Genomic DNA, 24172 nt, shown 5'->3' with positions numbered 1-24172 from the left:
GGCGGGAGCGATCCTGAGCCGGGCCATGGCCCTACTCTCGCATCAGCTCCCGCCCCGCAGCGTGCATTACCGCTTCAGGAGTCGTACCGCCAGACCGTCCGCCGTGTAGACGGGCACGGCGCGCAGCTTGTCCGAGTTCAGCTCGATACGGTCGAACTGGCCACGCAGCACCGGAGCCTCGATGACGGAGACGACGCTGCCCGCGGCCGGCGGGTTCTCGGCGTCGAGGGTCAGCGACAGGACGCTGCCCTTCTCCAGGACCACCCGCCGCGTCACCGTCACGACCTCCTTGCGGCGGCCCGCGCGCAGCGTGACCGCCAGCGCGCCCGACTCCTGGGCGTAGGTGCCGTGCAGCTGGACCGGCTCGGTCACCCGCAGCGTCCCGCCCAGTACCCGGACATCGCCGTGGCCCAGCGCGTGGGCGGCGGAGGAGACCAGCGTGCCCTCCTTGAGGACCGTGCCGCCCCGGTAGCTGTTGTGCCCGGTCAGCGTGAGCGTGCCGGTGCCGCTCTTGGTCAGTCCGCCCCGGCCGTCGATGTCGTTGCGCCAGGCGTCGGCAGCGCCGAAGCCGCCGGCCGCCGCGTCGAGCGCGACGGTCACGTCGGACTCGAAGGAGCCGTAGCCGTCCGCCGCGGCGAACAGGTTGAGCCGCCCCCACTGCTCGAAGCCGTCGAGCACGACGTACCCGGCCGGCAGCGCGGTCGTACGCAGCACCGCGCGCCGCTGCGCCGCGTCGAGGTACGGCTGACGCGTCTCGAGGAGCACCTCCGCGCCCTTGGGCACGGTCAGCGCCTGGTCGCGGCCCTTGCGGTTGAGGATGTACGTCAGCTTCGGCGTGACCGCACAGAGGTTCGCGTCCCGGTCGGCGTACGCGTCGCCGGTGGCGGGGTGCGCGTAGTCGTACAGGGTGTCCGCCGTCGTGCCGGTCTGCGCCTGGAAGTAGGCGAGGGCCTGGGCGCGCGCCGCGGCCTTGAGGCCGGCGTTGGCCGGGTCGGCGAGAGCGGCGGCGGCCAGGGCGGTGGCCATGACACGGCCGCCCAGGACGTCCGTGGGGGAGTGCATGCCCGACATGATCCGGGTGTGGCTCAGCTCGAACGCGCGCGTCACGATCTCCTGGAAGCGCTCCGGGACCGCGTACGCGAACGCCAGTGCCGCCAGGTGGAAGGCGTTGGTGTGGCCGCTGGGGAAGCCGCCGTCCTCGGCCGGGTTCGTGCTGCGCTGCCGCAGCAGCTGCGGAACGACCACGACGTCGGACTCGTACACCGGGTAGCCGAGGGCGTCGGTCGCACCGGTGGGGACGGCCTCGCTGTTCTCGTTGAGGCGCCACGGACGCGGGTACTGGAAGGCGAACTTGGCGGGGTTCCCGGAGGCGAACGGGCCGCGCACCGTGTCGACCAGCTTCGCCACCTGACCGAGATCCGAGGTGTACGAGCCCGCGCCGAGGGCCGATCCGGCCGGGGCGCCCGCCGGAACGGAGTCGCTGATCGTGGTCGCGGGCGTCGTGTCCGGCGCCGCCGTGATCGACGTGACCGCCTTGGCGCCCGCCTTGTACAGGTCGGCCAGCGGGCCCAGGGCGGCGATCATCGCGTAGCTCTGGTGCTGACGGTCGTAGACGAACGCCTCCCGTCCCTGCGCATCGGTGCGCGCCTGGGTGACGCGGGCGCAGTAGCGCACGTTGGCACGCAGCACCTCGGGCATCAGCGGGATGCCGGTGTTCCAGGCGTCGCCGGTCTTCCACACCTTGGCGAAGCCGCCGAGGGCCCGGATCACCGCGTTGGTCTCGGGCGTCTGGTTCGCGACGATGTTGGTCGTGTAGTCGTCGACGAACGCGGCGGCTGCCGTCGCGCCGGTCGTCGAGGAGGCCGTCGCGGCACTCGCCTGTCCGACGCTCGCCCAGGTGATCACGGTCGGACCCGCGACCAGACCGGCCGACGCGGCCAGCGAGGTCTTGAGGAGCTTCCGCCGGTTCAACGCGGTGGAGTGGAGTCCGTCTGCAGGCATGCGCGTGCCTCTCTTGGGTTCTTCGGCCGTGCGGCCAGGAGGGAAGGTGGTGCGAACGACAGGAGCTCGATGAGTACGTGAGACGCGCCGACCCCATGGGGACTGCGGTGAGGGCGAATCGTACGGCTGAAGATCTACGGCGGGGCCATGTCCGGCCGGAGTCTGCTCAGCGACCGGGACATGTCATACGAGTGAACGGGCCAGTGCCAGGGCACCTTCCACCGGCGGCACCCGCAACGGCCGCAGCCGGGCACCGGGGACGAGTATGGCAAGTGACGCCAACAGAGCGTCGTGCAGGGCTGGTTGAGCGAGCACAGTACCGCCCGAGACCACCACGTCGTCGACGGGGACCCCGCGACCGGCGAGGCGCACGACGAGTGACGCCAGTGACCGGCCCCCTTCGGCGATCACCTCTGCGGCGATGAGCGAACCACTCGCGGCGGCCTCGAACACCACGGGAGCGTGCCGTCCCCACTCGGCCGAGACATCCGTCGCGCTCTCCAGCGCCGCGCCCAGCGCGGGTACTTCACCGACCCCGAAGGCGGACATGAGCCCCTCGGCCAGCGCGTCGGGCGCCTCGCCCCGGTCATGGGCGGCCCAGACCGCCCGCGCCGCCTCGCGCACGAGACCCGCGGCACCGCCTTCGTCGCCGAGTACGGCGCCCCAGCCGCCGACCTGGACGAGAGTGCCGTCGGGCCGCCGGCCGACAGCGACCGAGCCGGTGCCTGCCACCAGCCCGACACCCTTGTCCAGCCCCGCCGCCGGGACCAGCAGTTCGGCGTCGCCGACGACCGACGCGGGCGCGTCGAAGTGACGATGCAGAGCGGTGCGGATCCGGTCGCACTGAGGGGGTGTCTCGCAGGCGTGTCCGCCCACGGCGACGGCGGACGGGCGCGCGCCCGCGGGCAGGGCACCGTCGACCAGCGCGGCCAGCCAGTCGGCGGCGGCCACGGGGTCGTGCGGCCGCCAGCCGCTGCTGGGGCGGACGTGATCGGCGATCAGATCGTCCCCGGAGCAGGCGCGCAGGTGTGTCTTGGTGCCGCCCACGTCGATGCCCACGACGAGCGGGCGTGGGAAGGGAGAGTCCTGCACGGATCCTCTTTCGTCGTTGCGCTGTGGCTGCGACGGTGGGCGAACCGTGTCTGGAGCAGGGAAAACATGACGTACGGAAGAGCTAGGGAAGCCCCGGGACGGGCCTCTGAGCGGACACGGCAGGCGAGTACCGTGACATTCGTTAGGAAGTTAACTAACGAAGTACAGTGCGTGTCAAGAGGTATCGCGTACTCGACCGCGGCGGTGGCCCGACCGGGCCGGAACGCAGCGGGAAACAGCGATACCAGGGCGTCCTATCGCCGCATCCCACGACAGCGAGTCACCGGGGGAGCGCGGCCCTCGACCTTGGGGAGACTGTGGAACACGATGTGGCGAAGGCCCCACGCCTGACCGAGAGCGCGAGCGCGGTCTTCGCCGTGCTGGCCGGCGCGGGCACGGCCACCCGGCCGCAGCTCGCGAGCCTGGCGGGCCTCTCGAAGCCGACCGTCTCCTCCGCCGTGGCGGAGCTGGAGAACGCCAGGCTCGCCGCCCACTCGGGCATCGCCTCCGGCGGTACGGGCCGTTCCGCCGCCGTATACGGTCTCGGTCCCGCCGCCGGCTCCGTACTCGCCGTCGACCTCGGCCCCGCCCTGACCCGGGTGCGCGGCTGCGCCCTGGACGGCACCCTGTTCGCCGAGGCCACCGGCCCTCGCGAGGAGGCCGCCGACGTGGTGCGCGAAGCGCTGTGCGCGCTCCCCGCCGACGCTCCGCTGCGCACCATCGTCGTGGCCGTCGGTGACGTCACGGCGCGCGCCGAGGAGGGCACCGTGCGTCCGGCGACGGCCAAGGCGGGACCGGTCTTCGACGCGATGGCCGTGGCGCTGCCGCCCGGGGTGCCCGTCCACCTCGAGAACAACGTCAACTGCGCCGCGCTCGCCGAACTGCACGAGGGCGCGGCGCGCGGCCGGCACACCTTCGGCTATCTGCGGATCGGTGTCGGTATCGGTCTCGGCATCGTCGTGGGGGGCCATGTGCTGGCCGGGGCCAACGGGGCGGCCGGAGAGCTCGCCCGGCTGCCCTACCCCTGGGACGACGACCTGGAGCCCCGCCATGAGGCCCTGGAGGAGTACATCGGCGCCCGCTCCCTGCTGCGCCGGGCCGCCGAGGCCTGGCCGCAATCCGACGGCTCGTGCCCCCGTACCGTCGAACGGCTGTTTTCGCTGGCCGGACAGGGCGGTGGCACAGCCCGCGCGATCGTCGACCGGCACGCGGTGGACGTGGGCCGGCTGGCGGCCGCGGTGACCGCCGTACTGGATCCCGGGCTGCTCGTCCTGGGCGGCAGCACCGGTGCGTTTCCGCAGCTCCTGCCCGGTGTGCGGGCCGAGCTGGAGCGGCTGAGCTGGCCCACCGAGGTGGTCAGCAGCCAGGTCGGTGATCTCGGCACCGTGGTGGGCGCGGCGCGGCTCGCGGTCGCCAGAGGAGTCCAAACCGTGACCCAGGCAGCGCGAATGAAGGATTGACGGTTTCGGACTCGGTCTGCCAATGTCCGGACAAGCGCTTTCTAAGTCGGCCGGGACGCCGACTTGGGGTGAGCCTCCCGCCCGTACTCGACGTACGGCAACCGCACGAGGGCGTGCCCGTGCGGTGACGGCCAGAACGGCCGGGGATCCCGCCCCGCGTGGACGATGCGGCCGGGCGAGGCCGTACCCCCAGAAAGCAACTTTTCCTGCAAACTGCACCCGTGCCGCTTCGGTCGGCGCCGTGCTCCGTCCCCTACGACGAAAAAGGGATCGAAGATGACCACTGTAGGTGTGCGGCGCTCTCGCCGACCCGGCCTCGGCGGCATGCGCCGCCTGGCTCCCCTCGCTGCCGTTGCCACGTCAGCTGCCCTGCTGCTCACCGCCTGCGGAGGGGGATCCGACTCGGGCGGCACCTCCAAGTCGCTGACGTTCTGGATCTCCACGGTTCCGGGGCAGGACGCGGGCTGGAAGAAGTCGGTGGCGGAGTACAAGAAGGAGACCGGCGTCGACGTCAAGCTCGTCAACATCCCCTACGACGGCTACGACGCGAAGCTGCGCAACGCCGCGCAGGCGAGTTCCCTGCCCGACGTGGCGGCGGTGCCGAAGATTGACCCGATCTGGTCGAACAAGCTGCTCGACCTCAGCTCCATCGCCAACAACAAGACCAACAAGATCAACGCCAACTTCGTCGCCAAGGACTCGTCCGGGAAGGTGCTGTCCATCCCCTCGGACGTCACCGCGTCCGGCATGTTCATCAACAAGACGCTGTTCGCGAAGGCCGGCGTCGCCGTCCCGACCTCGCCCCAGGACACCTGGACCTGGACCGACTTCATCAAGGCGGCGGACGAGGTCCGGGAGAAGACCAAGGCCAAGTACTCCCTGACGTTCGACCAGTCGCCGTCCAGACTCCGCGCCATGGTGTACGAGATGGGCGGGCAGTACATGCACGCGGACTCCTCCGGCAAGTTCTCGGCGGACGAGGCGACGAGGAAGGCCGTGAACACCTTCGTCGGATGGAACGACGACAAGACCATGCCGAAGTCGGTGTGGACCAGCGGCGCCGACCCGTCGGCCATGTTCCAGAGCGGTGACGTCGTCGCCTACTGGTCCGGTGTGTGGCAGGTCGCCTCCTTCGCGGAGAGCGTCACGAAGTTCGAGTGGGCGAGCGTCCCGACACCGGCCGAGCCGGTGCAGGCCAGCGACGTCAACAGCGGCGGCATGGTCGTGGGCTTCAACAACAACAGCGACGCGGCCACCGCCGCGAACAAGTTCATCTCCTGGCTGTACGAGCCCGAGCACTACAAGGCGCTGTGCGAGGCGTCCGGGTTCCTGCCGGTCGAGAGCGGTCTGAACCCGACGTACCCCTTCAAGTCCGAGGCGGCGCAGGCGGCGTTCAAGCTCTACAACGAGTCGATCCCGCTCTACGCTCCCATCTCCGGCTACTTCAACGTCGCGCAGACGAACTGGGCGCTGAAGGGCAAGAGCCTCACCGACGACCCGACCAAGGCGGAGATCGGCAAGGCGATCAACGGTGAGCAGTCGGCCGACAAGGCCCTGGAGAACATCGTGGCCGGCTACAACCAGCAGGTCGGCGGCGCGTCGTAGGCGCCCCAGGTCCGGGCGGCGGTACGAGCCACCGCCGCCCGGACCTGGACGTCCGCGTGATGCCGGGCTCATGGCGTGAGCCCACCGCAATCCCATCCACCAGCACGGAGTGTCAGGAAGATGACAAAACGAGCCTCGGACGTGTCCGTGAGCCCGCCCAGGAGCCGCAGTAAGTACACCCTCGCGCCGCTCGTCCTGATCGCGGCCAATGTCGTGCTCTTCGCGCTGTTCTTCGTCTGGCCGGCGGTGATCGGGCTCGTTTACTCCTTCACGAACTACACGGGCATCGGGTCGTTCCAGTTCGTCGGACTGGACAACTACCAGAAGCTGCTCGGGGACTCGGCCTTCTACGACGCGATGACCCGCACGCTGCTGTACACCGTGCTCTTCGTCCCGCTGAACTTCGTGCTGTCGCTGCTCATCGCCAACGTGCTGGTGAGCAAGCACGCCAAGGGCGCGTCGGTCGCCCGCCTCTCCTTCTTCATCCCGTGGCTTCTGTCGCCCATCATCGTGGGTGTCCTGTGGCGATGGCTGTTCGGTGAGAACTTCGGACTGGTCAACTACCTCATCGAGAAGGTCGGCGGAAGCGCCGTTCCGTGGCAGTCGAACGCGGACCTGTCACTGATCGTGGTCGTGGTGGCGGCGTCCTGGGCCTGGACGGGCTTCTCCATGCTGCTGTTCATCGCGGCGATCAAGAACGTACCGACGTCGTACTACGAAGCGGCCTCGCTCGACGGCGCCGGTCCGTGGCGCCAGTTCATCAGCATCACACTGCCGAGCATCGCGCCCACCTCCTTCATCGTCATCCTGCTCAACACGATCCACGCGATGAAGGAATACGCGGTGTTCGCCTCCCTCAACAGCGGCGGACCCGGAACGTCGAACAACCTGCTTGTCCAGTACATCTACCAGACGGGGTTCAAAGCAGGCCAGATCGGCTACGCGAGCGCCGCGTCGTTCGTGCTCATGCTCATCCTGATGGGCGTCGCGGTCATCCAGATGATGGTCAACCGGCGGGTGGAGAACCGATGACAACCACAGACATGCCGCGCAAGGTCGACGCCGACTCCGTACGGGCCGTCTCCAAGAAGAGGAACCGCGGCTCGGCAACTGGCGGGCTTCGGCGCGCGATCGCCCCGACGACTCTGCTGTGGGTCCTGGCGGGCCTCTACGGGATTCCGGTGCTGTGGTTCGTCCTCAGCTCCTTCAAGCCGGCGGGAGACCTGTTCTCCCTTCCGCTGACGGTGTTCCCGGAGAACCCCACCGTGTCGGGTTACAAGGCGGCGTGGGCAAGCGCCAACTTCGCCCAGTACTTCATCAACACGACCCTCGTGTGTGTGATCGCGACGATCCTCACGGTGGGAGTCAGCTGCTGCACCGGGTACGCGCTGGCCAAGTACGACAACAAATGGCTCAAGGCCTTCTTCCTCTGCATCCTGGCCACCACGATGCTGCCGGCCGAGGTCATGCTCGCCCCGCTGTTCCTGGTGGTCCGCGACCTCGGCTTCTACAACTCGCTCACCGGCATCATCCTCCCGGCTCTGCTCACCGCGACCGGGTGCTTCATGTTCCGCCAGTTCTTCCTGACGGTCCCCGACGAGCTCATCGAGGCCGCCCGCATCGACGGCGCCAAGGAGCTGTCGATCTTCCTGCGGATCATGGTGCCGCTCTCCCGGCCCATCGCGCTGACGCTCGCCATCCTGTCGTTCCAGTGGCGGTGGAACGACTACATCTGGCCGCTGCTGATGCTCAACGACCCCGAGAAGTTCACCGTGCAGATCGGCATCCAGAGCCTCGTCGGCGCGCAGAACATCAACTGGTCGGTGCTGCTCGGCGGATCGGTCATCTCCATGGTCCCGCTGATCGTCGTCTTCCTGGTGTTCCAGAAGTACGTCATGAACGCCGACATCAACGCCGGACTGAAGGACTGACCTTGCCCACCCCGCTCGACCACGAGTTCGTCCGCGCGGCGGCCCGCGCCGCCGACCGGCAGGCCGCCCCGCTCGCGGCCCGCCCCGACGGGGAACCCGCCGGTGTGCCGCACCGTGGTCTGGCGCGGCGGGTGAAGACCCTGGTCGCGGCATACCGTTCCCCGGACTCGGCACTGCACGGCAGCGGGCAGGCCGTCGCCGCCGCGATGACCCACCTCCGTGCCCTGCGAGCCACGCAGACCACCACCGGCCTCTTCGCCGGCGGCGACAACGTGCAGTCACCGCCGGACTCCGCCTTCACCGTGAACGACGTGTGCGACGCGCACGTCCTCGCCGCCGGCGCGGGACCGGAACTGCGCGGCGTCACGGCCGCGCTCGCCGAGATCGCCGGCGCCGCCACCGGCAGTCTCCTGACCGGTGGGGTGCACACCCCGAACCACCGCTGGGAGCTGTGCGCGGCGCTGGCCCGGCTGCACCGGTCGTTCCCGGACGACCGGCTGCTCGACCGCGTCGACGAGTGGCTCGCCGAGGGCGTCGACATCGACGCGGAGGGCCTGTACTCGGAACGCAGCGCCAACTACGCCGCCCACGTGTCCAACCCGTCGCTGCTCCTGCTGGCCGAAGTGCTCGGCCGCGCCGACCTGCTGTACGCCGTCGAACGCAATCTCGCCACCACCCTGGACCTGATCAGGCCGGACGGCACGGTGGAGACCGTCCACTCGCGACGGCAGGACCAGCACTGCCCGTTCCCGCTGGCGCCCTACCTGCCGCACTACCGGCTGCTCGCGATCCGCACCGGCCGGGGCGACTTCGCCCGGGTGGCGCGGCTGGCGGCCGCCGGCGGGATCGACGACCCCGACCTGCTCGCCGAGACCCTCCTCACCCCGGATCTGTGCCGCGCCCTGCCGGCCCCGGCCGAGGAGCCCCTTCCGCGCGACCGGTACCTCACCACCGCAGGCCTCGCCGTACGCGCCTCGGCCACCGCCCACACGGTGGTGTACGGCGGCTCCGACGTGCCCGAGCACCGGCGCATCCGCTCGGGCCTCGCCTGCAACCCCACCTTCCTGCGCCTGTTCGCCGGCGACGCCGTCCTCGACGCGGTCCGTCTCTCACGGGGCTTCTTCGACCTGGGTCCGTTCCGCGCGGCCTACATGGAACAGCCCGCCGACAACCGGTACCGGCTCACCGAAACCCTCACGGCCGCCTACTATCAGCCACTCCCGAAGGACGAGAGGCGGGACGACGGCGTCTACCGGCTGGTGGACGACGGACGCTTCTCGGCCGCCATGGCCTTCCCGGACCGGCCTCGGGACGAGGTCTCCCACACGACCCGCATCGACGTGGACCTGCGCGAGGACGGCGCCGACCTGCGGATCGACATCAGCGGACCACGGGTGCCCTGGGCCCTCGAACTGACCTTCCGGCCGGGCGGCGTGCCAGCGGGCGCCGTACCGATCGGCGACGGACGCTGGTGCCTGACGACCGAACCGATGACCTACCGGGTCGGTGACGACGAGATCCGGGTCGAGGCCGGCATCGAGGCAGGCGAACCGCTCGCCGGGCCGGACCGGAGCGACGTACTGCGGTACGCCCCGGGTCAGGGCTACTCCGTGGTGGGCGGCACCGATGCGACGACCGGCAACCGCGTCTACATCGGTGGACACGGCCCGAACACTCTGACCGTCGCGCTGCGCGCCCGCAGACCCGCACCCGCCGTGTGACTCCGATGCCTTCGACGACTCCGACGAACCACACCATGGCCACCCCAGGCATGAAGGGCAGCTCCCCGTGCACCACACGTCCCCTCCCGTGCACCTCACGCACCAGCGCGGACCTCTGCACGATCTGCCCGACAGCCCCGAGGCGTACGACGCCCTCCTGACCGCCGTCACGGGTGAGGCGCTCACTCGCCTCACCCGTGACGGCAACCTCGAACACCCCGCCGCCACCGACGACATCGGCGACACGTCTCTCGGGATCACCTCGCTGCTGGCCCTCGCCTGGCAGCGCGGCAAGGACCCGCTCCTGCCCGAGGCGGTGGCCCGCAGTCTCGCCTTCCACCTCCGGGAGCGCGTCTACACCGAGGACAACCCCGGCTACCCGAACCTGACGGTTCGCAACTCCGGTCTCCCGTACGCCCGTTACGTACTGGAGTCCGGCGCCCACCCCATCGGCGACTGGCCGAGCACGGTGTGGGCGCTGCTCCAAGCAGTCAACATTCTGGACGCGGCCGAGGGACTCGTCGCCGACGAACAGCGCATGGAACTGGTCGAGTTGGCGCACGGCTACTGGCGCTGGCTCACCGAGGCGACCTTCTTCAACCCGCAGGAAGCCGGCAACCAGGCCATCGGCTGCGTCGTCGGTGGCCTGATGCTGGCGCCCCATCTCCCGCCGGGGGAGGGCGAGTCGGTGCGGTCGCGCGCGATCTCGTTGTACGCCGACAAGATCCGCGCCCACCGGGTACGAGACCGGGGCGCGGCCCTGCCGCCCGAGCACGGCGGCGCCTACGACAACAACTACGGCCCGATCTCCCTCTCCTTCCTCGCCCAGGCCCACCGGGTCAGCGGCGAGGAGATGTTCGCCCAGGACGGCGAGGCGCTGGCCCGCTACATCGACGCCCGCCTGACGAACGGCGGCTACGACAACGGCGGGCCCCGCTACAGCGAACAGCACTCCGCCTTCGAATCGGTCCTCGGCCTGCGCTACTTCGGCCACCGCATCGGCGCCGACCTCGGCCGCTACCGGGGCGACAGCCGCTGGGCCCGCCACGCGGTCAAGCCGGACGGCGGCATCGACGGCCACTTCGCGTGGATGCTGGTCTGGCAGATCCAGGACACCACCCCCTGGCACCGCACCCCGTCCACCGAACCGCTGCGCCACCAACTCCGCGCCGGTACGGTCTCGGTGGCCTTCGACGACAAGATGACCCCGTCACTGGTCGAGGCGGCCGGCACGTACTACCTCCCCGCCGCCGTCAACCGCCAGCACGGCTTCGGCCCGGTGACCGACGGCTTCCTGCTCTGCCGCCCGATGGGCGAGGTCCGCGTACGCGACCTGCGCACCCCCGCTCTCACGGCGAAGCTGGTCACCAAGCCCGTCGTCGGCCGCGACCACGTCCTGCGCCACCTCCGGTCCCTGTACGTCACGGACGGCACGACCCTGTGGGTCACGGTCGCCGTCGAACACCTCGACGGCACCCCGTACCTGCTCGCCGGCCTGCCGTACGCCACGGACGACGGCGACCGGGTCCGCCGGACCGCGGAAGCCGGCGGAGTGACCTCCGCGGGCCCCCTGCGTCTGACGCACCCGGCGACGGAGGGCGTCGACCACTTCGATGCCCGCAGCGAGGCGACCCAGCAACAGGCGGCCTTCGCCCTCGCGGCCGACCCGCGCGGCTACGGCAACCCCGACGAGGGCTGGCGCCACCTGGTGAGTTCCACGGCATTGGAGGCCGACCCGGCCCCGGGCGCACCGGCGGGGCTCAGTGTCTTCGCCGTACGGTACGGCGACGGTGACAGCGGCGCCGGGTTCGCTCCGGCCTTCGAGGCGACGCCGGAAGGCCTGAGGGTGCGCACGGAGGCGTTCACGGCCGTCATCGGTGAGGTCGCGGGCGACGTCCGCGGTGAGCCGGAGCTGACAGTGTCGGGCTGCTGATGAGTATGTGGCTGCGGGCCGGTGGGGGCTTGTCGCGCCCACGCGGCGGAGCCGCAGATCAGACACAGCCCCGCGCCCCTAGGAGGGTGCAGTTCCGCCTGTCTGTACGACCAGGTCTGCTCGGTCACGGGTTGCCGCTGCCAGTTCTGCGTTGCGCTGGTCGGTGCCCAGCACCCACGCGAGGGCCGTGTCGTGGTCCTTGCCGAACTCCTCGTGCCGGGCGACCAGCCGGCGGACGCGCTCGTCCTCGTCCAGCTCGCAGAACCACACCTCGTCGAGCTGGGCCCGCACCCGCGTCCACGAACCCTCCGCCAGGAGCAGGTAGTTGCCCTCCGTGACGATGAGCCGCGCGGACGGAAACACCGGAATCGCGCCCGCGACCGGCTGCTCCAGGACCCGCTCGAACCCCGGCGCGTACACGATGTCTCCGTCGCTGTCCTCTCTCAACCGCCGCAGCAGCGCCGCGTACCCCGCAGCGTCGAACGTGTCCGGAGCGCCCTTGCGGTCCCGCCGGCCCAGCCGCTCCAACTCGACGTCGGCCAGATGGAACCCGTCCATCGGCACGTGCGCGACCCAGGGCGCGCCGTCGCCGTTCAGCGCCTGGACGAGCCGCCCGGCCAGCGTCGTCTTGCCCGCGCCGGGACTCCCGGCGATACCGAGCACGGCACGCCGACGGCTGTCCCCGACCAGCGCTCGCGCCCGGCCGAGGAGCTCGTCGAACGTGGGGGAGGAGAGGGGTTGTTCCACGCGGCCGAGTCTCTCACCTACCCGGACAGCCCCTCGTAGGCCGCCGCCAGGATCATGAACGCCCGATCGTCACCGAGGGCTCCCTGGTCGAGCATGCGGTTCATGACGTACGCCACGGACATGCGCGCGTCCAGGTCGACCAGGACCATCGAACCGCCCCAGCCGCCCCAGAAACACGTGCGCGGGTTGGGGAGCTGGCCGCCGTTCAGGCCGTACCCCAGGCCCCAGCGCATGGGCACGCCCAGGACCCGGTCCGTCCCCAGGAACTGTTCCTCCAGGGCGCGTTCGCAGCCCGCCTCCGACAGCAGCCGTACGCCTCGTACGGTGCCGCCGCAGGCCAGGACCGACTGGACGGCGGCGACCGAGCGGGCGTTGCCGTGCCCGTTCGCGGCGGGGATCTCGGCTCGCCGCCAGGCCTCCGTGTTGGCGGTGGCGGCCGGGATGTGCGGGTTGCCCACGCCGTCGCGCGGCAGAGCGGCATCCGGATCGGGCACCCGCTCGGGCGGGGCGATCACCGGCGCGACCCGGTGATCGTGCTCGGCGGGCAGTCCGATGTGGAAGTCGGCGCCCAGCGGCCCGGCGATCTCCTCGGCGAAGAACACGCCCAGGGAGCGGCCGGTGATCCGGCGGACCACCTCGCCGACCAGATGGCCGTAGGTGACCGCGTGATAGCCACCCTCGGCACCGGGCTTCCAGGCCGGGGCCTGCGCGGCGAGCAGGGCGGTGGCGGCCGGCCGGTCGTAGAGGTCCTCGACCGTCATCGGCTCGTCCCAGGTGGGCAGGCCCGCCGTGTGGCCCAGCAGATGGCGTACCCGTACGTCGTCCTTGCCGTTCGCGGCGAACTCGGGCCAGTAGCGGGCGACCGGCGCGTCCGGGTCGAGTTCGCCCCGGTCGGCGAGGACCAGGGCGCACAGGGCCGTCATCGTCTTGGTCGTGGACCAGGTGTTGGTGAGTGTGTCGCGCTCCCACGGCACCGTACGGGCCTCGTCGATGTGGCCGCCCCACAGGTCGGCCACCGGTTCGCCGTCGACGTACACCGCCACCGAGGCGCCCACGTCCTGGTCGTCGAGGGATGCCGTCAACGCCGTTCGGACAGCGGCGAACTGGTCGGTGCACGTGCCGGAGATCTCCACCATGCCGCGACCGTAGCCAGGACCCGGCAGACGTGGCCACCGATTAATTTTCGGGCCGGTGGCATCCTTGGCGTGGGCTCGATGAGGGCGGATACCACCGGCTCACCCGGGCGCCTGCCCGTTCGCATCCGGTCCACACACCCGGATCCCGGCGGGCTGTCAGGTCCGGTCGATGTGCACGCTCGTCGACTTCACGCGGGCCGTGGCCTCCACACCCACTTCGAGGCCCAGTTCCTCCACGGCCTCCCGCGTCAGGAGGGACACCAGCCGGTGCGGCCCCGCCTGGATCTCGACCTGAGCGGCGACATCGCCCAGTTTCACCGCCGTGACGATGCCGGGAAATGCGTTGCGGGCCGAGGTGTACGACGGCTCCTCCTCGGTGGAACCGGTGCCGGTGTCCGCCAACTCGATCGAGAAGGCGGCCAGATCCCGTCCGTCGATCAGCCGCCGTCCGGCGTCGTCACGGTGGGTCTTCACACGGCCGGCATCCGCCCACCGCCGGGCGGTGTCGGGGCTCACGCCCAGCAGACGGGCGGCCTGACCAATGGTGTAGGACTGCATACGCGCCAACTTAGCCCGTTCCCCGATCCCGCAAAATGAGCAACAGTGCCCGTCCCGGCGTACTGAAGTGGTAAGGAACGCACGTACGCAGCACGGCCACGCCCGGAGGTACCTCGCCCGTGAGCATCACCAAATCGGCCTCGCCCGGGGCCGGCCACCGCGACACGGAGGTTCCGCGGGACGAGGCGAAGGGCGAGCAGGGCTGGCAGTTCAACTCGCCGCTCGTCCTGACCATGCTGCTGATCCTGGTGATCGCGTCCCAGGGGCCGATCCGCCGGGCGGTGTCCGCGCCGGTGATGCAGAGCTGGATGACGGTGTTCGTCGCCGTCGTCGTGCAGGCGCTGCCCTTCCTCGTCCTGGGCGTGCTGCTGTCGGCGGTGCTCGCGGTGTTCGTGCCGCCGTCGTTCTTCGCCCGCGCCCTGCCCAGCCGTCCCGCCCTCGCGGTGCCGGTCGCCGGGATGGCCGGCGCGGTACTGCCGGGCTGCGAGTGCGCGTCGGTGCCGGTGGCCGGTGCGCTGGTGCGGCGGGGTGTCGCCCCGGCGGCGGCGCTGGCGTTCCTGCTCTCCGCCCCGGCGATCAACCCGATCGTGCTGACCGCGACCGCCGTCGCGTTCCCCGGCAGGCCGGAGATGGTCGTCGCCCGGTTCGTGGCGAGCCTGCTCGTGGCGTGCGCGATGGGCTGGCTCTGGCAGCGGCTCGGCCGTACCGACTGGATGCGACCCCCGGCCCACCCGTCGGACGAGGGCCTGGGCAAGGGCGCCGCGTTCTGGAGTTCCGTACGGCACGACGTGATGCACGCGGGCGGCTTCCTCGTCGTCGGCGCGATGGCCGCGGCCACACTGAAGTCCGTGGTGCCGGAACGCTGGCTGAGCCTCGCGGCGGACAACCCCGTGGTGTCGGTCCTCGCGCTCGCGGTCCTCGCGGTGCTGCTGTCGATCTGCTCGGAGGCGGACGCGTTCGTCGCCGCGTCGCTGACCCAGTTCTCGCTCACGGCCCGGCTGGCGTTCCTCGTGGTCGGCCCGATGATCGACCTGAAACTGTTCGCGATGCAGACGGCGACCTTCGGCCGCGGCTTCGCCCTCCGCTTCGCCCCCGCCACCTTCGTCCTGGCCGTGGCGTCGTCGGTCCTCGTCGGGGCGGTGCTCCTGTGAACCGGCAGGCACAGGCGGTCGTCCTGTTCCTGGTCGGCGGCGCGATGGTGCACGCCGGTTCCACCGACCTCTACCTGCGCTACGTCAAGGCAGGGCTCCAACCGCTGGTCATCGGCGCCGGCGTGGTCCTGATCGTGGCCGCGCTGGCGACGGTCTGGTACGAGCGGAAGCGTGCGAAGACCGGCTCCGGCAAGGAGGTTCACGCCCACCGTGAACCGCGCGTCGCCTGGCTGCTGGTCCTGCCCCTCTTCGCGCTGATCCTGGTCGCCCCGCCCGCCCTGGGCTCCTACAGCGCCCTGCGCACGGGTACGTCCCTTCAGGAGCCGCTGGCCTACGCGCCCCTGCCGGCCGGCGACCCCGTACGCCTCAGCCTGGTCGACTACGCGGGCCGCGCGGCCTACGACGGCGGACGCTCCCTCGGTGACCGGCGGATCGCGATCACCGGGTTCGTCGCCCTCGACGGCAAGGGCACCCCGTACCTCGTCCGGATGGCCCTCAACTGCTGTGCCGCCGACGCCCAGCCGGTCAAGGTCGGTCTGACCGGACGGATCCCCCCGGTGCTGCAACCGGACACCTGGCTCGAACTCACCGGCACCTACACCGACAAGCGGACCAGGGACCCGGTGAACGAGGGCATCATCCCGTTCTTCGACATCACCGGGTTCAAGCCGGTCCCGGCCCCGCGCGACCCGTACGACGAGAGCTGGAACAACTGAGGGCCGGGGCGGTCAGGCGCCCGGTCAGGGCTGGATCAGCCCACGCTCGTACGCCTTGACCAGCCGCTGCGGCACCATGTGCGCGACGCCGTCGACGGTGACCTGCACCAGCTGGGTCGTCGTCGCCTTCCACTGGGCGCGGCGGTGACGGGTGTTGCTGCGGGACATCTTCCGCTTCGGAACGGCCATGGGAATCCTCCTCGGTTGGCAAGCGAGACAGGACGCTACATGAAAATGGATCCCATTAACAATTGAGTGCAGGGGCTCCGGCTACCGGCGGCCGTCAGCCCGCCAGGGCCGTCAGGGTCCGTTCGCCGCCCGGGTCGCCGGCGGTGGCCGGTACCGCGGCGATCTCGTCCAGCCCGGCCGCGGCGTAGGCGTCGATCCGGGTGCGTACGGCGTCGATGTCACCCACCAGGGCGACCGTGCCCGCGGCCTCGGGCGGCAATGCGGTGAGCAGCGTGTCCACGGGGGCGCCGGAACGCGCCAGTTCGACCGCCGCCCCGAAGCCGGCCTCGGCGAACACGTCGCTGTAGCCCGGCACGGTCAGGTATCCGACGAGACTCCGCAGGACCTGGTCGAGGGACTCCGGCTCGGGGTCGACGGCGACAGGCAGCCAGGCGGCGATCCGGGGCGGCGAGGCCCGCCCCACTCGCCTCGCCGCCGCGTCCAGCCTGCCGCGCAACTCCCGCACCTGCTCCGGGGAGACCACATCGAGAAGCATCCGGTCGGCGTGCGCGGCGGCGGTCGCGATCGCCCGGTCGCCGAACGCCGCCACGGTGAGCGGACCACCGGGCGGCCGGTGCCGCCGCCGGAAGACGCTCCCGGGCACGATCGCGTCGCCCGGCTTCCCGTGCAGGAGACCGCCCAGCGCCTCCGCGCTGTGCGCGAGCGCCGCCGCGGGCCGGGTGCGGGAGACCCCGTGCACGCCTTCGACGACCCGCTTGCTGGAGGTCCCCAGCGCGACTCCGACGGGGCGCCCCACGACAGCGGCGACGGAGGCCGCGCCCCTCGCGATCGTCAGCGGATCGCGTACGGAGACGGGCACGGGACCGGCCGTGAGGGCGACGTGCCGGGTCGCGAGCCCGATGGCCGTGGCGAGGACGAACGCGTCCCACGTCGGCCCCTCACCGGCCCACACCTCGCGGTACCCGAGCCTGTCGGCGACCACGCCGACCCGTACCGGCTCATCGACCGGACTGTCGTCCTCACGCGCTGCGGCGACCACGCTGATGTCCATGGAATTCACCGTAGGGGGTTCAGGGAACCGTGTGGGCGGAGGTGCCGGGGTGCGACGGCGCCTCCGGCCCATCCCCGGCCAGCCACTCGGCGACGGACCGGGCGATCGGCTGCCCGGTGTCCATCTCGACGAAGCCGAACTGGCCCGACTGGTTGCATTCGAGGAACCACCAGATGCCGTCGACGTCCTCGGCGAAGTCGAAGGCTCCGTAAGCGAGTTCGGCCTCGCGCAGATACAGCCGCACGGCCTCGGCGATCCGGGGCGGCACGTCCGCCGGCCGCCAGGGCTCGTCCGAGGGCGCGAAGCGGACGTCGACGTCGGCGGGATCCGCGTCCGGCGCGACGGCCTTGCGGGCGGCGAGGATCCGGTCGCCGACCGCCGTCAACCGGATGTCGGCCCGCTTGTCGACCCGGCGTTGCAGCAGGGTGGGCCCGAACGCGACGGCGGCGAAGTCGACATCGGGTGCCACCCTGCTGGTCGGCACCACCCGGGGCGGCTCCTGCGGATGGGCTCCGGAGACGGGCTTGACGACGAGGTCGGGAAAACGTTCCGCGAAGTCACGGGCGGCCTGCGGGAAAGTGGTGATCAGCGTGGCCGGTACGGGGAGCCGGCTGCGCTGCGCGAGATGGAGCTGCCAGGGCTTGTGGCGGGCCCGGCGGGCGGCGTCGGGATGGTTCATCCAGCGCGCGCCGGTGCCCCGGAGCATGCCGTAGAAGGCCTGCGAGGCCTCCTCGGCCAGCCAGCCGGAGGGCTCGGCGGCCCGCGCTCCGGGAACCCCCGGCCTGCGCACCCAGACCGACCGCAGCCCGCCCATGCTCACCAGCCGGCCACCGGCGGACAGATGCCCGCGAAAGACACCGTGGACGTACTCGCCGGACAGGGCGACCTCACCGGGCAGATCGGCGGGATCGAGCCGGACCACGGGAACACCGGCACTGTTCAGCCGGGCCACCACAAGATCCGCCGTCACATCCTGTTCGCAGGTCAGCACCAGGACCGTCATCGTGTCGGGCCCGCGTTCAGTCGTCGAAGTGTGTCTTGGAACCGGCCGTTGACGTGGTGGCTCCGAATTCGCGCATCACGGCATGGTCATGAGCGGCTATCCGCCCATTGGGGAGCACGTTCAACTGCAGTCCGCAGTCATAGCTGTACGGAGTGCTCACCTCCAACTGTTCAGCCGGGCGTGCGTAGTTCAGAACGAACAGCTGCATCGCTTCTCCTCGATCGGCGACGACGTCGGTCAAGTGGACGGTGGAGCTCCGGTATTACTGTCCCGTCCACCGTGCCCCGCCTCCAAGGAGTTATACGAATCGAACGAGTGAATGGTTGCCTCATCCAGTGCAGCGGTGTCCGGCGCAGCCCTCAGCGGCCCGCGGCGAGAGGCCTGCGAGCCGCTGTACCGGGCCGCGGACGGATCAGGTGTGACCGAGGCCACCACTGCCGAAGGAGCCGCTGGAGCCGGGATCCCAGCGCCCTCGATGCTGATCCTGCCGTCGTTTGCTCGCCGAGTGGTGGAGCTCGTACGGCATGAGCCGTTCCCGCTCCTCCGCCGCGTGCGGCATCTCGTCGGGCTCCCTCATCTCGCGGATCTCGTGGACCGGACCGGAGAGCGGGAGGGTGGGTTGTTCGTCGGGCCGGGGCCGGGCGGATTCCCGGTCCCGGACCTGCATGCCGAACCGTACGGCCCAGATCAGTGCACCGGAGATGAACAGGCCCGCGACAAATGCGGCCGTTACGTTGAGTAGATCGCTCGACGCGGCCAGTAGTTCAGACGTTGTCGTACCCATATACCAATTATCGCCGACAGAATATGAATGCGCGCCTGAAGCGAACCTTGTTAAACGGTCTTCACGGCGACGGCACCGAATTGCGGAAGGACGTCGGCGGAGTCGGTGCCGGAACGCCACTGCGCACAGGAGACGAGCCCCGGATCGAGCAGGTCCAGGCCGTCGAAGAATGCGGCGACCTCGGCGCGGGAGCGGGCGGTGATCGGCGGGGTGGCGTTCTCGTTCCAGAACTTCATCGCCTCGATGTTTCCCTCCCCGCCGAGGTCGGAGTCGGTCGTCGGATGGGTCAGCACCAGACAGCTTCCGGAGGGCACCGCCGCCATGACCCGGCGCACGATGTCCTGCGCCTCGTCCGTGTCGAGCACGAAATTCAGAATGCCCAGCATCATGACGGCGACGGGCCGGCCGAAGTCGAGGGTCGCCCTGGCACGGTCGATGATGCTGTCGGGGTCGTGGACGTCCGCGTCGATGTAGTCGGTGGCTCCCTCGCGGGTGCCGGTCAGCAGCGTACGGGCGTGCGCGAGCACGATCGGATCGTTGTCGACGTACACGATCCGTGACTCGGGCGCGATGCGCTGGGCGATCTCATGGGTGTTGTCCACGGTCGGCAGGCCCGTCCCGATGTCCAGGAACTGCCGCATCCCCCGCTCGGCGACCAGGAACCGCACGGCGCGCCCGAGGAAGGCGCGGTCCGCGCGCGCCACGCTGCGGATCAGCGGGAACATGGCGTCGATGTGGTCGCCGACCCCCTGGTCGACGAGGTAGTTGTCCTTGCCACCGATCCAGTAGTTCCACACCCGCGCGTTGTGGGCGACCGCGGTGTTCAGCCGGCTCCGTCCGTCCGACGGGCTCTCCTGCTCGCTCACGTCTCTTCCTCTCCCCAGATCCCCGGCGCACGAGCCGTCAACATCGTTCGTGCCTATGGGGGTGATCTTATGACCGGCGCCTTCGCGGTCGGGGCGGGAGCGGGAAGGATGGGTGTCCGGCGGGCGAGGCGAACGGGAGCGGGAGAGAGACAGATGGACTACACCGACAACACGGACTACTACGACCTTGGTACCCATGGCCGGACCGTGACGACGGCGTCCCCCGTGGCCCAGACGTGGTTCGACCGCGGCCTGGTGTGGACGTACGGCTTCCACCACGAGGAGGCCGTCTCCTGCTTCGAGGCCGCCGCGGCGGCGGATCCCGACTGCGCCATGGCCCACTGGGGCATCGCGTACGCCCTCGGCCCGAACTACAACAAGCCCTGGGAGTTCTTCGACGGCGAGGAACTCGTGGAGACCGTCGCCCGTACCCACGCCGCCGTCGAACTCGCCCGGCGGAAGGCGGCCGGTGCCACGCCCGTCGAACAGGCCCTGATCGGTGCTCTGCGGGCCCGTTACCCGCAGGCGGAGGCCGTCGAGGACTGCTCCGTGTGGAACGAGCCGTACGCCGAGAGCATGCGGGCCGTCCACGAACTCGCCCCCGACGACCTCGACGTCGCCGCCCTGTACGCCGACGCGCTGATGAACCTCACGCCCTGGCAGCTGTGGGACATCCGCACCGGCGAACCGGCCGACGGCTCGCGCGCCCTCGCCGCGAAGGCCGTCCTGGAACGGGCGATCGCCACCGAGGCCGGATCGCGGCACCCGGGCCTCCTGCACCTGTACATCCACCTGATGGAGATGTCCGCCGCCCCCGAGACCGCCCTGTCCGTCGCGGACCGGCTGCGCGGCCTCGTCCCGGACGCCGGCCACCTCCAGCACATGCCCACGCATCTGGACGTGCTCTGCGGCGACTACCGGCGCGTGGTGTCGGACAACAGCGTGGCGATCACCGCCGACGAGAAGTTCCGTGAGCGGGCCGGCGCGATGAACTTCTACACGCTCTACCGGTCGCACAACTACCACTTCAAGATCTACGGCGCGATGTTCCTCGGGCAGTCCAGGACAGCGCTGGAGACCGCCGCGCAGCTCGAGGCGTCGATCCCGGAAGAGCTGCTGCGGGTGCAGAGTCCGCCCATGGCCGACTGGCTGGAGGGGTTCCTCGCCATGCGGGTCCATGCGCTGATCCGGTTCGGCCGCTGGTCGGACATCCTCGAACTGCCGCTCCCCGCCGACCCGTTGCTGTACTGCGTGACGACGGCCATGCTCCGTTACGCCCGAGGCGTCGCCCTCTCCGCCACCGGCCGGATCCCCGAGGCCGAGGCCGAACGCGAACAGTTCCGTGCGGCGGTCAGCCGGGTGTCGGAGACCCGGATGCTGTTCAACAACACCTGCGCCGACATCCTCGCCATCGCGTCGGCGATGCTCGACGGCGAACTGGAGTACCGCAAGGGCAACCACAAGGCGGCCTTCGCGGCGCTGGAACGCTCGATCGAACTGGACGACAACCTCCCCTACGACGAGCCCTGGGGATGGATGCAGCCCACCCGGCACGCCTACGGCGCCCTCCTCCTCGAACAGGGGCACGTCGCCGAGGCGGAAGCCGTCTACCGCGCCGACCTCGGTCTCGACGAGACCCTTCCGCGCGCCCAGCAGCATCCGGGCAACGTGTGGGCCCTGCACGGGTTCCACGAGTGCCTCGTCCGGCTGGGCAGGGACGGGGAGGCGCAGATCGTGGCCCAGCAGCTGAAGATCGCGCTCGCCCTGGCGGACGTCCCGGTGGAAGCGTCGTGCTTCTGCCGTCTGGAGACCGGCACCGGCATCGGCGGCTCCGACACCGGTTGCTGCTGAGCGGGGCACCGACCGTGCGGACACTCCAGGTCTGCCCCTGAGGACGTCTCGGTCTGCCTCCGCGTCCGGTGACGTCCGCCGGACCCCGCGTTAGCGTACGCACGTGAGTACCAGCAACTTCCCCCGACGGCCGGTTGCGTGAGCGACGACAACGCCGTCGGGACACCCACGCACGAGGCACCCACCACCGCGGAACCGCCCGACACGGCCGGCGCTCCCGCTGCCCCGCCGCAACAGGAGCGGCCCGCACCACGCCCCGCCCGGCGCGGCCCGGGCTGCTTCACCCTGATGGTGCTGCCGGGCCTGGTGACGCTCTCCGCGGTCGCCGGTTTCCTCGCCCTGACGGGCGGCTTCTCCGGGGACTGGACCTCGGACGCGGATCCGCAGCAGGACAGCGCGGGCGGCGTCAACGAGACCTACGGACCGTGGCTGCGCAAGGCCGCCGACTGCACCGTCGTCCAACCCTCCCTGCTCGCCGCGCAGATCGACCAGCTCACCGGCTGGCGCGACGACACCGGCGAACTCACGGGCGCGCAGGGCATCGCCGGATTCACGGCCGCGCAGTGGCGGACCTGGGGCAAGGACGACGACGGCAACGGCACCTCCTCGCCGCGTGATCCGGCCGACGCCATCATGGCGCTCGGCCGGCAGAACTGCTCCCTCGCCCGGAAGATCACCGACCTCAGGACCGAAGGCACCGTCAACGGCGACCTGGTGGACCTCACCCTCGCCGCGTACGCCGTCGGAATCGAGGAGGTCACCGACGCCGGACGCGTGCCCGCCGGGGCCCGGACCTACCTCGCCGAGGTGAAGGAACTGCTCCCGCGCTACGAGACGTTCGACCAGGAACCCCTGACCGGCGGCGGACCGGCGTCGGCGATCCTTGGCGCCCCCGTGAGCACCCTCGTCATCACCTCCCCCTACGGATCACGTCAGCACCCGCTCACCGGCGTGACCAAACTCCACACCGGCGTCGACTTCGGCGCGCCCCAGGGAGCCGAGGTCTTCGCCGCCCGCCAGGGCCAGGTGGTGTTCGCGGCGATGACCAGGGCGTACGGCAACCGCATCGTCATCGACCACGGCACGATCGAGGGCAAGCGCCTGGAGACGACGTACAGCCATCTCTCCGCGCTCGGCGTCACCGCCGGCCAGACCGTGGCCGCCGGCACCCCGATCGGCCGGGTCGGCTCCACCGGCTTGTCCACCGGCCCGCACCTGCACTTCGAGGTGATCTACGACGGCTACTACGCCGACCCGCAGCCGTGGCTGGCGCCACCGGGCTGACGAGGCGTTACGGTCCGCCTCTGTCGGGCGCTGGCACATGTTGCTACGAAACGTCGATTCTTCGTACCAACATATGCTGGTGGCATGGCCTCACTCACCCTTACTGAGCTCACCGAGCGGCTGCCCGCGGACCTCGGCCGTCCCGAAGCCGACCTGCTGGCGTCGGGCGGTGTCTGGAACCTGTCCCAGACGCTGCAGCACTGTGCTCAGACCGTCCGCTATTCCGTGACGGGATACCCGACACTCAAGCCCGCGCTGTTCCGGGCCACGGCCGGCGCCCTGGCCAAACGCCTCTTCCTGCGCCGCGGAGCGACGAAGCACTCGCTCGGCGCCGAGATCGACGGAGCTCCGCCGCTGGACCCGAGCCTGCCGTCGGCAGAGGCCGCGTCCGGCCTCGCGGACGCGGTGGCCCTGTTCACCGGCCACACGGGACCGCACGCCCTCCACCCCGCCTACGGACGCTGCACGCACGAGGAGTTCGCACGTCTGCACGCCATGCATCTCGCCGAACATCTCCCCGGTCTGGCCTACGCCTGACGCCGGGCCGCCCCGGGGCCACCTTCGCGACGTGCGGCCCGCCGTCACCCCAGTTTGGCGGCGGCGCTCTTGATCGCCTCGCGGATCCGGAAGTAGGTCCCGCAGCGGCAGACGTTCTCGATCGCGTCGATATCGGCGTCCGTGGGGTTCTTCGTGCGCTTCAGCAGGGCCACCGCCGCCATGATCTGGCCGGGCTGGCAGAAGCCGCACTGGGCCACGTCCTGCTCCAGCCAGGCCTGCTGCACAGGGTGCAGCCGGTCGCCGTCCGCGAGACCCTCGATGGTGGTGACCTCCTTGCCCGCGGCCTCGGCCACGGGGACCACGCAGGGATTGACCGCCTCGCCGTCGAGATGGCTGGTGCAGGCCTTGCAGACGTCGATCCCGCAGCCGTACTTGGGGCCGCGCACACCCAGCAGATCGCGCAGCACCCACAGCAGGGGCAGGTCGTCAGGGGCGTCGACGGTCACGGACTTCCCGTTGACGGTGAAGGTGTGGGAGGGCACGTACGTTCTCCTGTCGGCGTGCTGAGGGTGCTCGGCGGCTGTTTTGCCGGTGC

Annotated in this window: 23 protein-coding genes; 11 read left to right on the top strand and 12 right to left on the bottom strand. The window is 70.6% G+C overall.

The window, feature by feature from the left end; genetic code table 11:
* Positions 1 to 66 precede the first annotated feature (66 nt).
* Both ACH4TV_RS35450 and ACH4TV_RS35445 read right to left on the bottom strand, forming a co-directional pair.
* Positions 67 to 2001 carry a phosphatase PAP2 family protein gene (locus tag ACH4TV_RS35450; RefSeq protein WP_398405367.1) on the bottom strand — a complete coding sequence of 645 codons (1935 nt, stop codon included), beginning with the start codon at positions 1999 to 2001 and terminating at the stop codon, positions 67 to 69.
* A 183-nt stretch (positions 2002 to 2184) separates the two neighbouring features.
* Positions 2185 to 3093, bottom strand: a complete 909-nt coding sequence (locus tag ACH4TV_RS35445) for an N-acetylglucosamine kinase (protein WP_398405366.1) — start codon at positions 3091 to 3093, stop codon at positions 2185 to 2187.
* A gap of 329 nt (positions 3094 to 3422) precedes the next feature.
* On the opposite strand from ACH4TV_RS35445, the gene ACH4TV_RS35440 reads away from it, so the two are divergent.
* The 6 genes from ACH4TV_RS35440 to ACH4TV_RS35415 all read left to right on the top strand — a co-directional run bounded on the left by ACH4TV_RS35440 (position 3423) and on the right by ACH4TV_RS35415 (position 11743).
* Entirely contained in the window at positions 3423 to 4553 is a 1131-nt protein-coding gene (locus tag ACH4TV_RS35440) for an ROK family transcriptional regulator (RefSeq protein ID WP_398405365.1), read from the top strand.
* Positions 4554 to 4829: 276 nt separating this feature from the next.
* Complete coding sequence (locus ACH4TV_RS35435) at positions 4830 to 6158, top strand: ABC transporter substrate-binding protein (RefSeq protein ID WP_398405364.1); 1329 nt, start codon at positions 4830 to 4832, stop codon at positions 6156 to 6158.
* Between the two features lie 120 nt (positions 6159 to 6278).
* Positions 6279 to 7190, top strand: a complete 912-nt coding sequence (locus ACH4TV_RS35430) for a carbohydrate ABC transporter permease (RefSeq protein WP_398405363.1) — start codon at positions 6279 to 6281, stop codon at positions 7188 to 7190.
* Positions 7187 to 8089, top strand: coding sequence for a carbohydrate ABC transporter permease (locus tag ACH4TV_RS35425; RefSeq protein WP_398405362.1), 903 nt, complete (start codon positions 7187 to 7189; stop codon positions 8087 to 8089). The genes ACH4TV_RS35430 and ACH4TV_RS35425 overlap by 4 nt, the downstream gene beginning before the upstream one ends.
* A 2-nt stretch (positions 8090 to 8091) precedes the next feature.
* Positions 8092 to 9810 (top strand): hypothetical protein, encoded by a 1719-nt coding sequence (locus ACH4TV_RS35420; protein ID WP_398405361.1) that lies wholly within the window; start codon positions 8092 to 8094, stop codon positions 9808 to 9810.
* Positions 9811 to 9898: 88 nt separating this feature from the next.
* Complete coding sequence (locus tag ACH4TV_RS35415) at positions 9899 to 11743, top strand: hypothetical protein (RefSeq protein WP_398405360.1); 1845 nt, start codon at positions 9899 to 9901, stop codon at positions 11741 to 11743.
* Positions 11744 to 11821: 78 nt separating this feature from the next.
* On the opposite strand, the gene ACH4TV_RS35410 is transcribed toward ACH4TV_RS35415, so the two are convergent.
* The 3 genes from ACH4TV_RS35410 to ACH4TV_RS35400 form a co-directional block, all read right to left on the bottom strand.
* Positions 11822 to 12490: a nucleoside/nucleotide kinase family protein gene (locus tag ACH4TV_RS35410; RefSeq protein WP_398405359.1), complete on the bottom strand. Its 669-nt coding sequence runs from the start codon at positions 12488 to 12490 to the stop codon at positions 11822 to 11824.
* A gap of 17 nt (positions 12491 to 12507) precedes the next feature.
* The gene (locus tag ACH4TV_RS35405) at positions 12508 to 13626 is read right to left on the bottom strand and encodes a serine hydrolase domain-containing protein (protein WP_398405358.1); all 1119 of its coding nucleotides are present in this window, start codon (positions 13624 to 13626) and stop codon (positions 12508 to 12510) included.
* Positions 13627 to 13782: 156 nt separating this feature from the next.
* Positions 13783 to 14184 carry a molybdopterin-binding protein gene (locus ACH4TV_RS35400; RefSeq protein ID WP_398405357.1) on the bottom strand — a complete coding sequence of 134 codons (402 nt, stop codon included), beginning with the start codon at positions 14182 to 14184 and terminating at the stop codon, positions 13783 to 13785.
* 119 nt (positions 14185 to 14303) lie between these two features.
* Here ACH4TV_RS35400 and ACH4TV_RS35395 point away from each other — a divergent pair, with 119 nt between their 5' ends.
* Positions 14304 to 15335 carry a permease gene (locus tag ACH4TV_RS35395; protein ID WP_398405356.1) on the top strand — a complete coding sequence of 344 codons (1032 nt, stop codon included), beginning with the start codon at positions 14304 to 14306 and terminating at the stop codon, positions 15333 to 15335.
* Complete coding sequence (locus ACH4TV_RS35390) at positions 15332 to 16051, top strand: TIGR03943 family putative permease subunit (protein ID WP_398405355.1); 720 nt, start codon at positions 15332 to 15334, stop codon at positions 16049 to 16051. The genes ACH4TV_RS35395 and ACH4TV_RS35390 overlap by 4 nt, the downstream gene beginning before the upstream one ends.
* A gap of 24 nt (positions 16052 to 16075) precedes the next feature.
* On the opposite strand, the gene rpmF is transcribed toward ACH4TV_RS35390, so the two are convergent.
* From rpmF to ACH4TV_RS35360, 6 genes are all read right to left on the bottom strand, one after another.
* Entirely contained in the window at positions 16076 to 16240 is a 165-nt protein-coding gene (rpmF, locus tag ACH4TV_RS35385; protein WP_398405354.1) for a 50S ribosomal protein L32, read from the bottom strand.
* A gap of 94 nt (positions 16241 to 16334) precedes the next feature.
* On the bottom strand, positions 16335 to 17291 hold the full coding sequence (locus ACH4TV_RS35380; protein ID WP_398405353.1) for an LLM class F420-dependent oxidoreductase: 957 nt from the start codon (positions 17289 to 17291) through the stop codon (positions 16335 to 16337).
* Between the two features lie 19 nt (positions 17292 to 17310).
* Positions 17311 to 18294, bottom strand: coding sequence for an ATP-grasp ribosomal peptide maturase (gene tgmB, locus ACH4TV_RS35375; RefSeq protein ID WP_398405352.1), 984 nt, complete (start codon positions 18292 to 18294; stop codon positions 17311 to 17313).
* A 16-nt stretch (positions 18295 to 18310) separates the two neighbouring features.
* Positions 18311 to 18502, bottom strand: a complete 192-nt coding sequence (gene tgmA / locus ACH4TV_RS35370; RefSeq protein WP_398405429.1) for a putative ATP-grasp-modified RiPP — start codon at positions 18500 to 18502, stop codon at positions 18311 to 18313.
* Between the two features lie 204 nt (positions 18503 to 18706).
* Positions 18707 to 19078 (bottom strand): DUF6479 family protein, encoded by a 372-nt coding sequence (locus tag ACH4TV_RS35365; RefSeq protein ID WP_398405351.1) that lies wholly within the window; start codon positions 19076 to 19078, stop codon positions 18707 to 18709.
* A 50-nt stretch (positions 19079 to 19128) separates the two neighbouring features.
* Positions 19129 to 19944, bottom strand: a complete 816-nt coding sequence (locus tag ACH4TV_RS35360) for an SAM-dependent methyltransferase (RefSeq protein ID WP_398405350.1) — start codon at positions 19942 to 19944, stop codon at positions 19129 to 19131.
* Positions 19945 to 20097: 153 nt separating this feature from the next.
* Here ACH4TV_RS35360 and ACH4TV_RS35355 point away from each other — a divergent pair, with 153 nt between their 5' ends.
* The 3 genes from ACH4TV_RS35355 (at position 20098) to ACH4TV_RS35345 (ending at position 23616) form a co-directional block, all read left to right on the top strand.
* Positions 20098 to 21795, top strand: a complete 1698-nt coding sequence (locus ACH4TV_RS35355) for a hypothetical protein (protein ID WP_398405349.1) — start codon at positions 20098 to 20100, stop codon at positions 21793 to 21795.
* 138 nt (positions 21796 to 21933) lie between these two features.
* A complete protein-coding gene (locus tag ACH4TV_RS35350; RefSeq protein WP_398405348.1) occupies positions 21934 to 23079 on the top strand; it encodes a M23 family metallopeptidase in 1146 nt (381 codons plus the stop codon).
* An 84-nt stretch (positions 23080 to 23163) separates the two neighbouring features.
* Positions 23164 to 23616 (top strand): DUF1569 domain-containing protein, encoded by a 453-nt coding sequence (locus ACH4TV_RS35345; protein ID WP_398405347.1) that lies wholly within the window; start codon positions 23164 to 23166, stop codon positions 23614 to 23616.
* A 44-nt stretch (positions 23617 to 23660) separates the two neighbouring features.
* Here the strand turns inward: ACH4TV_RS35345 and ACH4TV_RS35340 are convergent, their stop codons facing one another.
* Positions 23661 to 24119 carry a (2Fe-2S)-binding protein gene (locus tag ACH4TV_RS35340; RefSeq protein WP_398405346.1) on the bottom strand — a complete coding sequence of 153 codons (459 nt, stop codon included), beginning with the start codon at positions 24117 to 24119 and terminating at the stop codon, positions 23661 to 23663.
* Between the last annotated feature and the right edge of the window lie 53 nt (positions 24120 to 24172).

It is taken from the genome of Streptomyces sp. NPDC020898, assembly GCF_044333925.1.
Classification (GTDB): domain Bacteria; phylum Actinomycetota; class Actinomycetes; order Streptomycetales; family Streptomycetaceae; genus Streptomyces.
The sequence above is the reverse complement of the archived record's forward strand: the minus strand, read 5'-3'. Positions and strand labels throughout refer to the sequence as shown.

Excerpts from the sequence above, each read along its gene's own strand:
- ACH4TV_RS35345 (WP_398405347.1), top strand. The coding sequence starts at position 23,164 with ATGGCCTCACTCACCCTTACTGAGCTCACCGAGCGGCTGCCCGCGGAC.
- ACH4TV_RS35380 (WP_398405353.1), bottom strand. The coding sequence starts at position 17,291 with ATGGACATCAGCGTGGTCGCCGCAGCGCGTGAGGACGACAGTCCGGTC.
- tgmA (WP_398405429.1), bottom strand. The coding sequence starts at position 18,502 with ATGCAGCTGTTCGTTCTGAACTACGCACGCCCGGCTGAACAGTTGGAG.
- ACH4TV_RS35430 (WP_398405363.1), top strand. The coding sequence starts at position 6,279 with ATGACAAAACGAGCCTCGGACGTGTCCGTGAGCCCGCCCAGGAGCCGC.
- ACH4TV_RS35400 (WP_398405357.1), bottom strand. The coding sequence starts at position 14,184 with ATGCAGTCCTACACCATTGGTCAGGCCGCCCGTCTGCTGGGCGTGAGC.
- tgmB (WP_398405352.1), bottom strand. The coding sequence starts at position 18,294 with ATGACGGTCCTGGTGCTGACCTGCGAACAGGATGTGACGGCGGATCTT.
- ACH4TV_RS35435 (WP_398405364.1), top strand. The coding sequence starts at position 4,830 with ATGACCACTGTAGGTGTGCGGCGCTCTCGCCGACCCGGCCTCGGCGGC.
- ACH4TV_RS35405 (WP_398405358.1), bottom strand. The coding sequence starts at position 13,626 with ATGGTGGAGATCTCCGGCACGTGCACCGACCAGTTCGCCGCTGTCCGA.
- ACH4TV_RS35425 (WP_398405362.1), top strand. The coding sequence starts at position 7,187 with ATGACAACCACAGACATGCCGCGCAAGGTCGACGCCGACTCCGTACGG.
- rpmF (WP_398405354.1), bottom strand. The coding sequence starts at position 16,240 with ATGGCCGTTCCGAAGCGGAAGATGTCCCGCAGCAACACCCGTCACCGC.
- ACH4TV_RS35450 (WP_398405367.1), bottom strand. The coding sequence starts at position 2,001 with ATGCCTGCAGACGGACTCCACTCCACCGCGTTGAACCGGCGGAAGCTC.
- ACH4TV_RS35365 (WP_398405351.1), bottom strand. The coding sequence starts at position 19,078 with ATGGGTACGACAACGTCTGAACTACTGGCCGCGTCGAGCGATCTACTC.
- ACH4TV_RS35355 (WP_398405349.1), top strand. The coding sequence starts at position 20,098 with ATGGACTACACCGACAACACGGACTACTACGACCTTGGTACCCATGGC.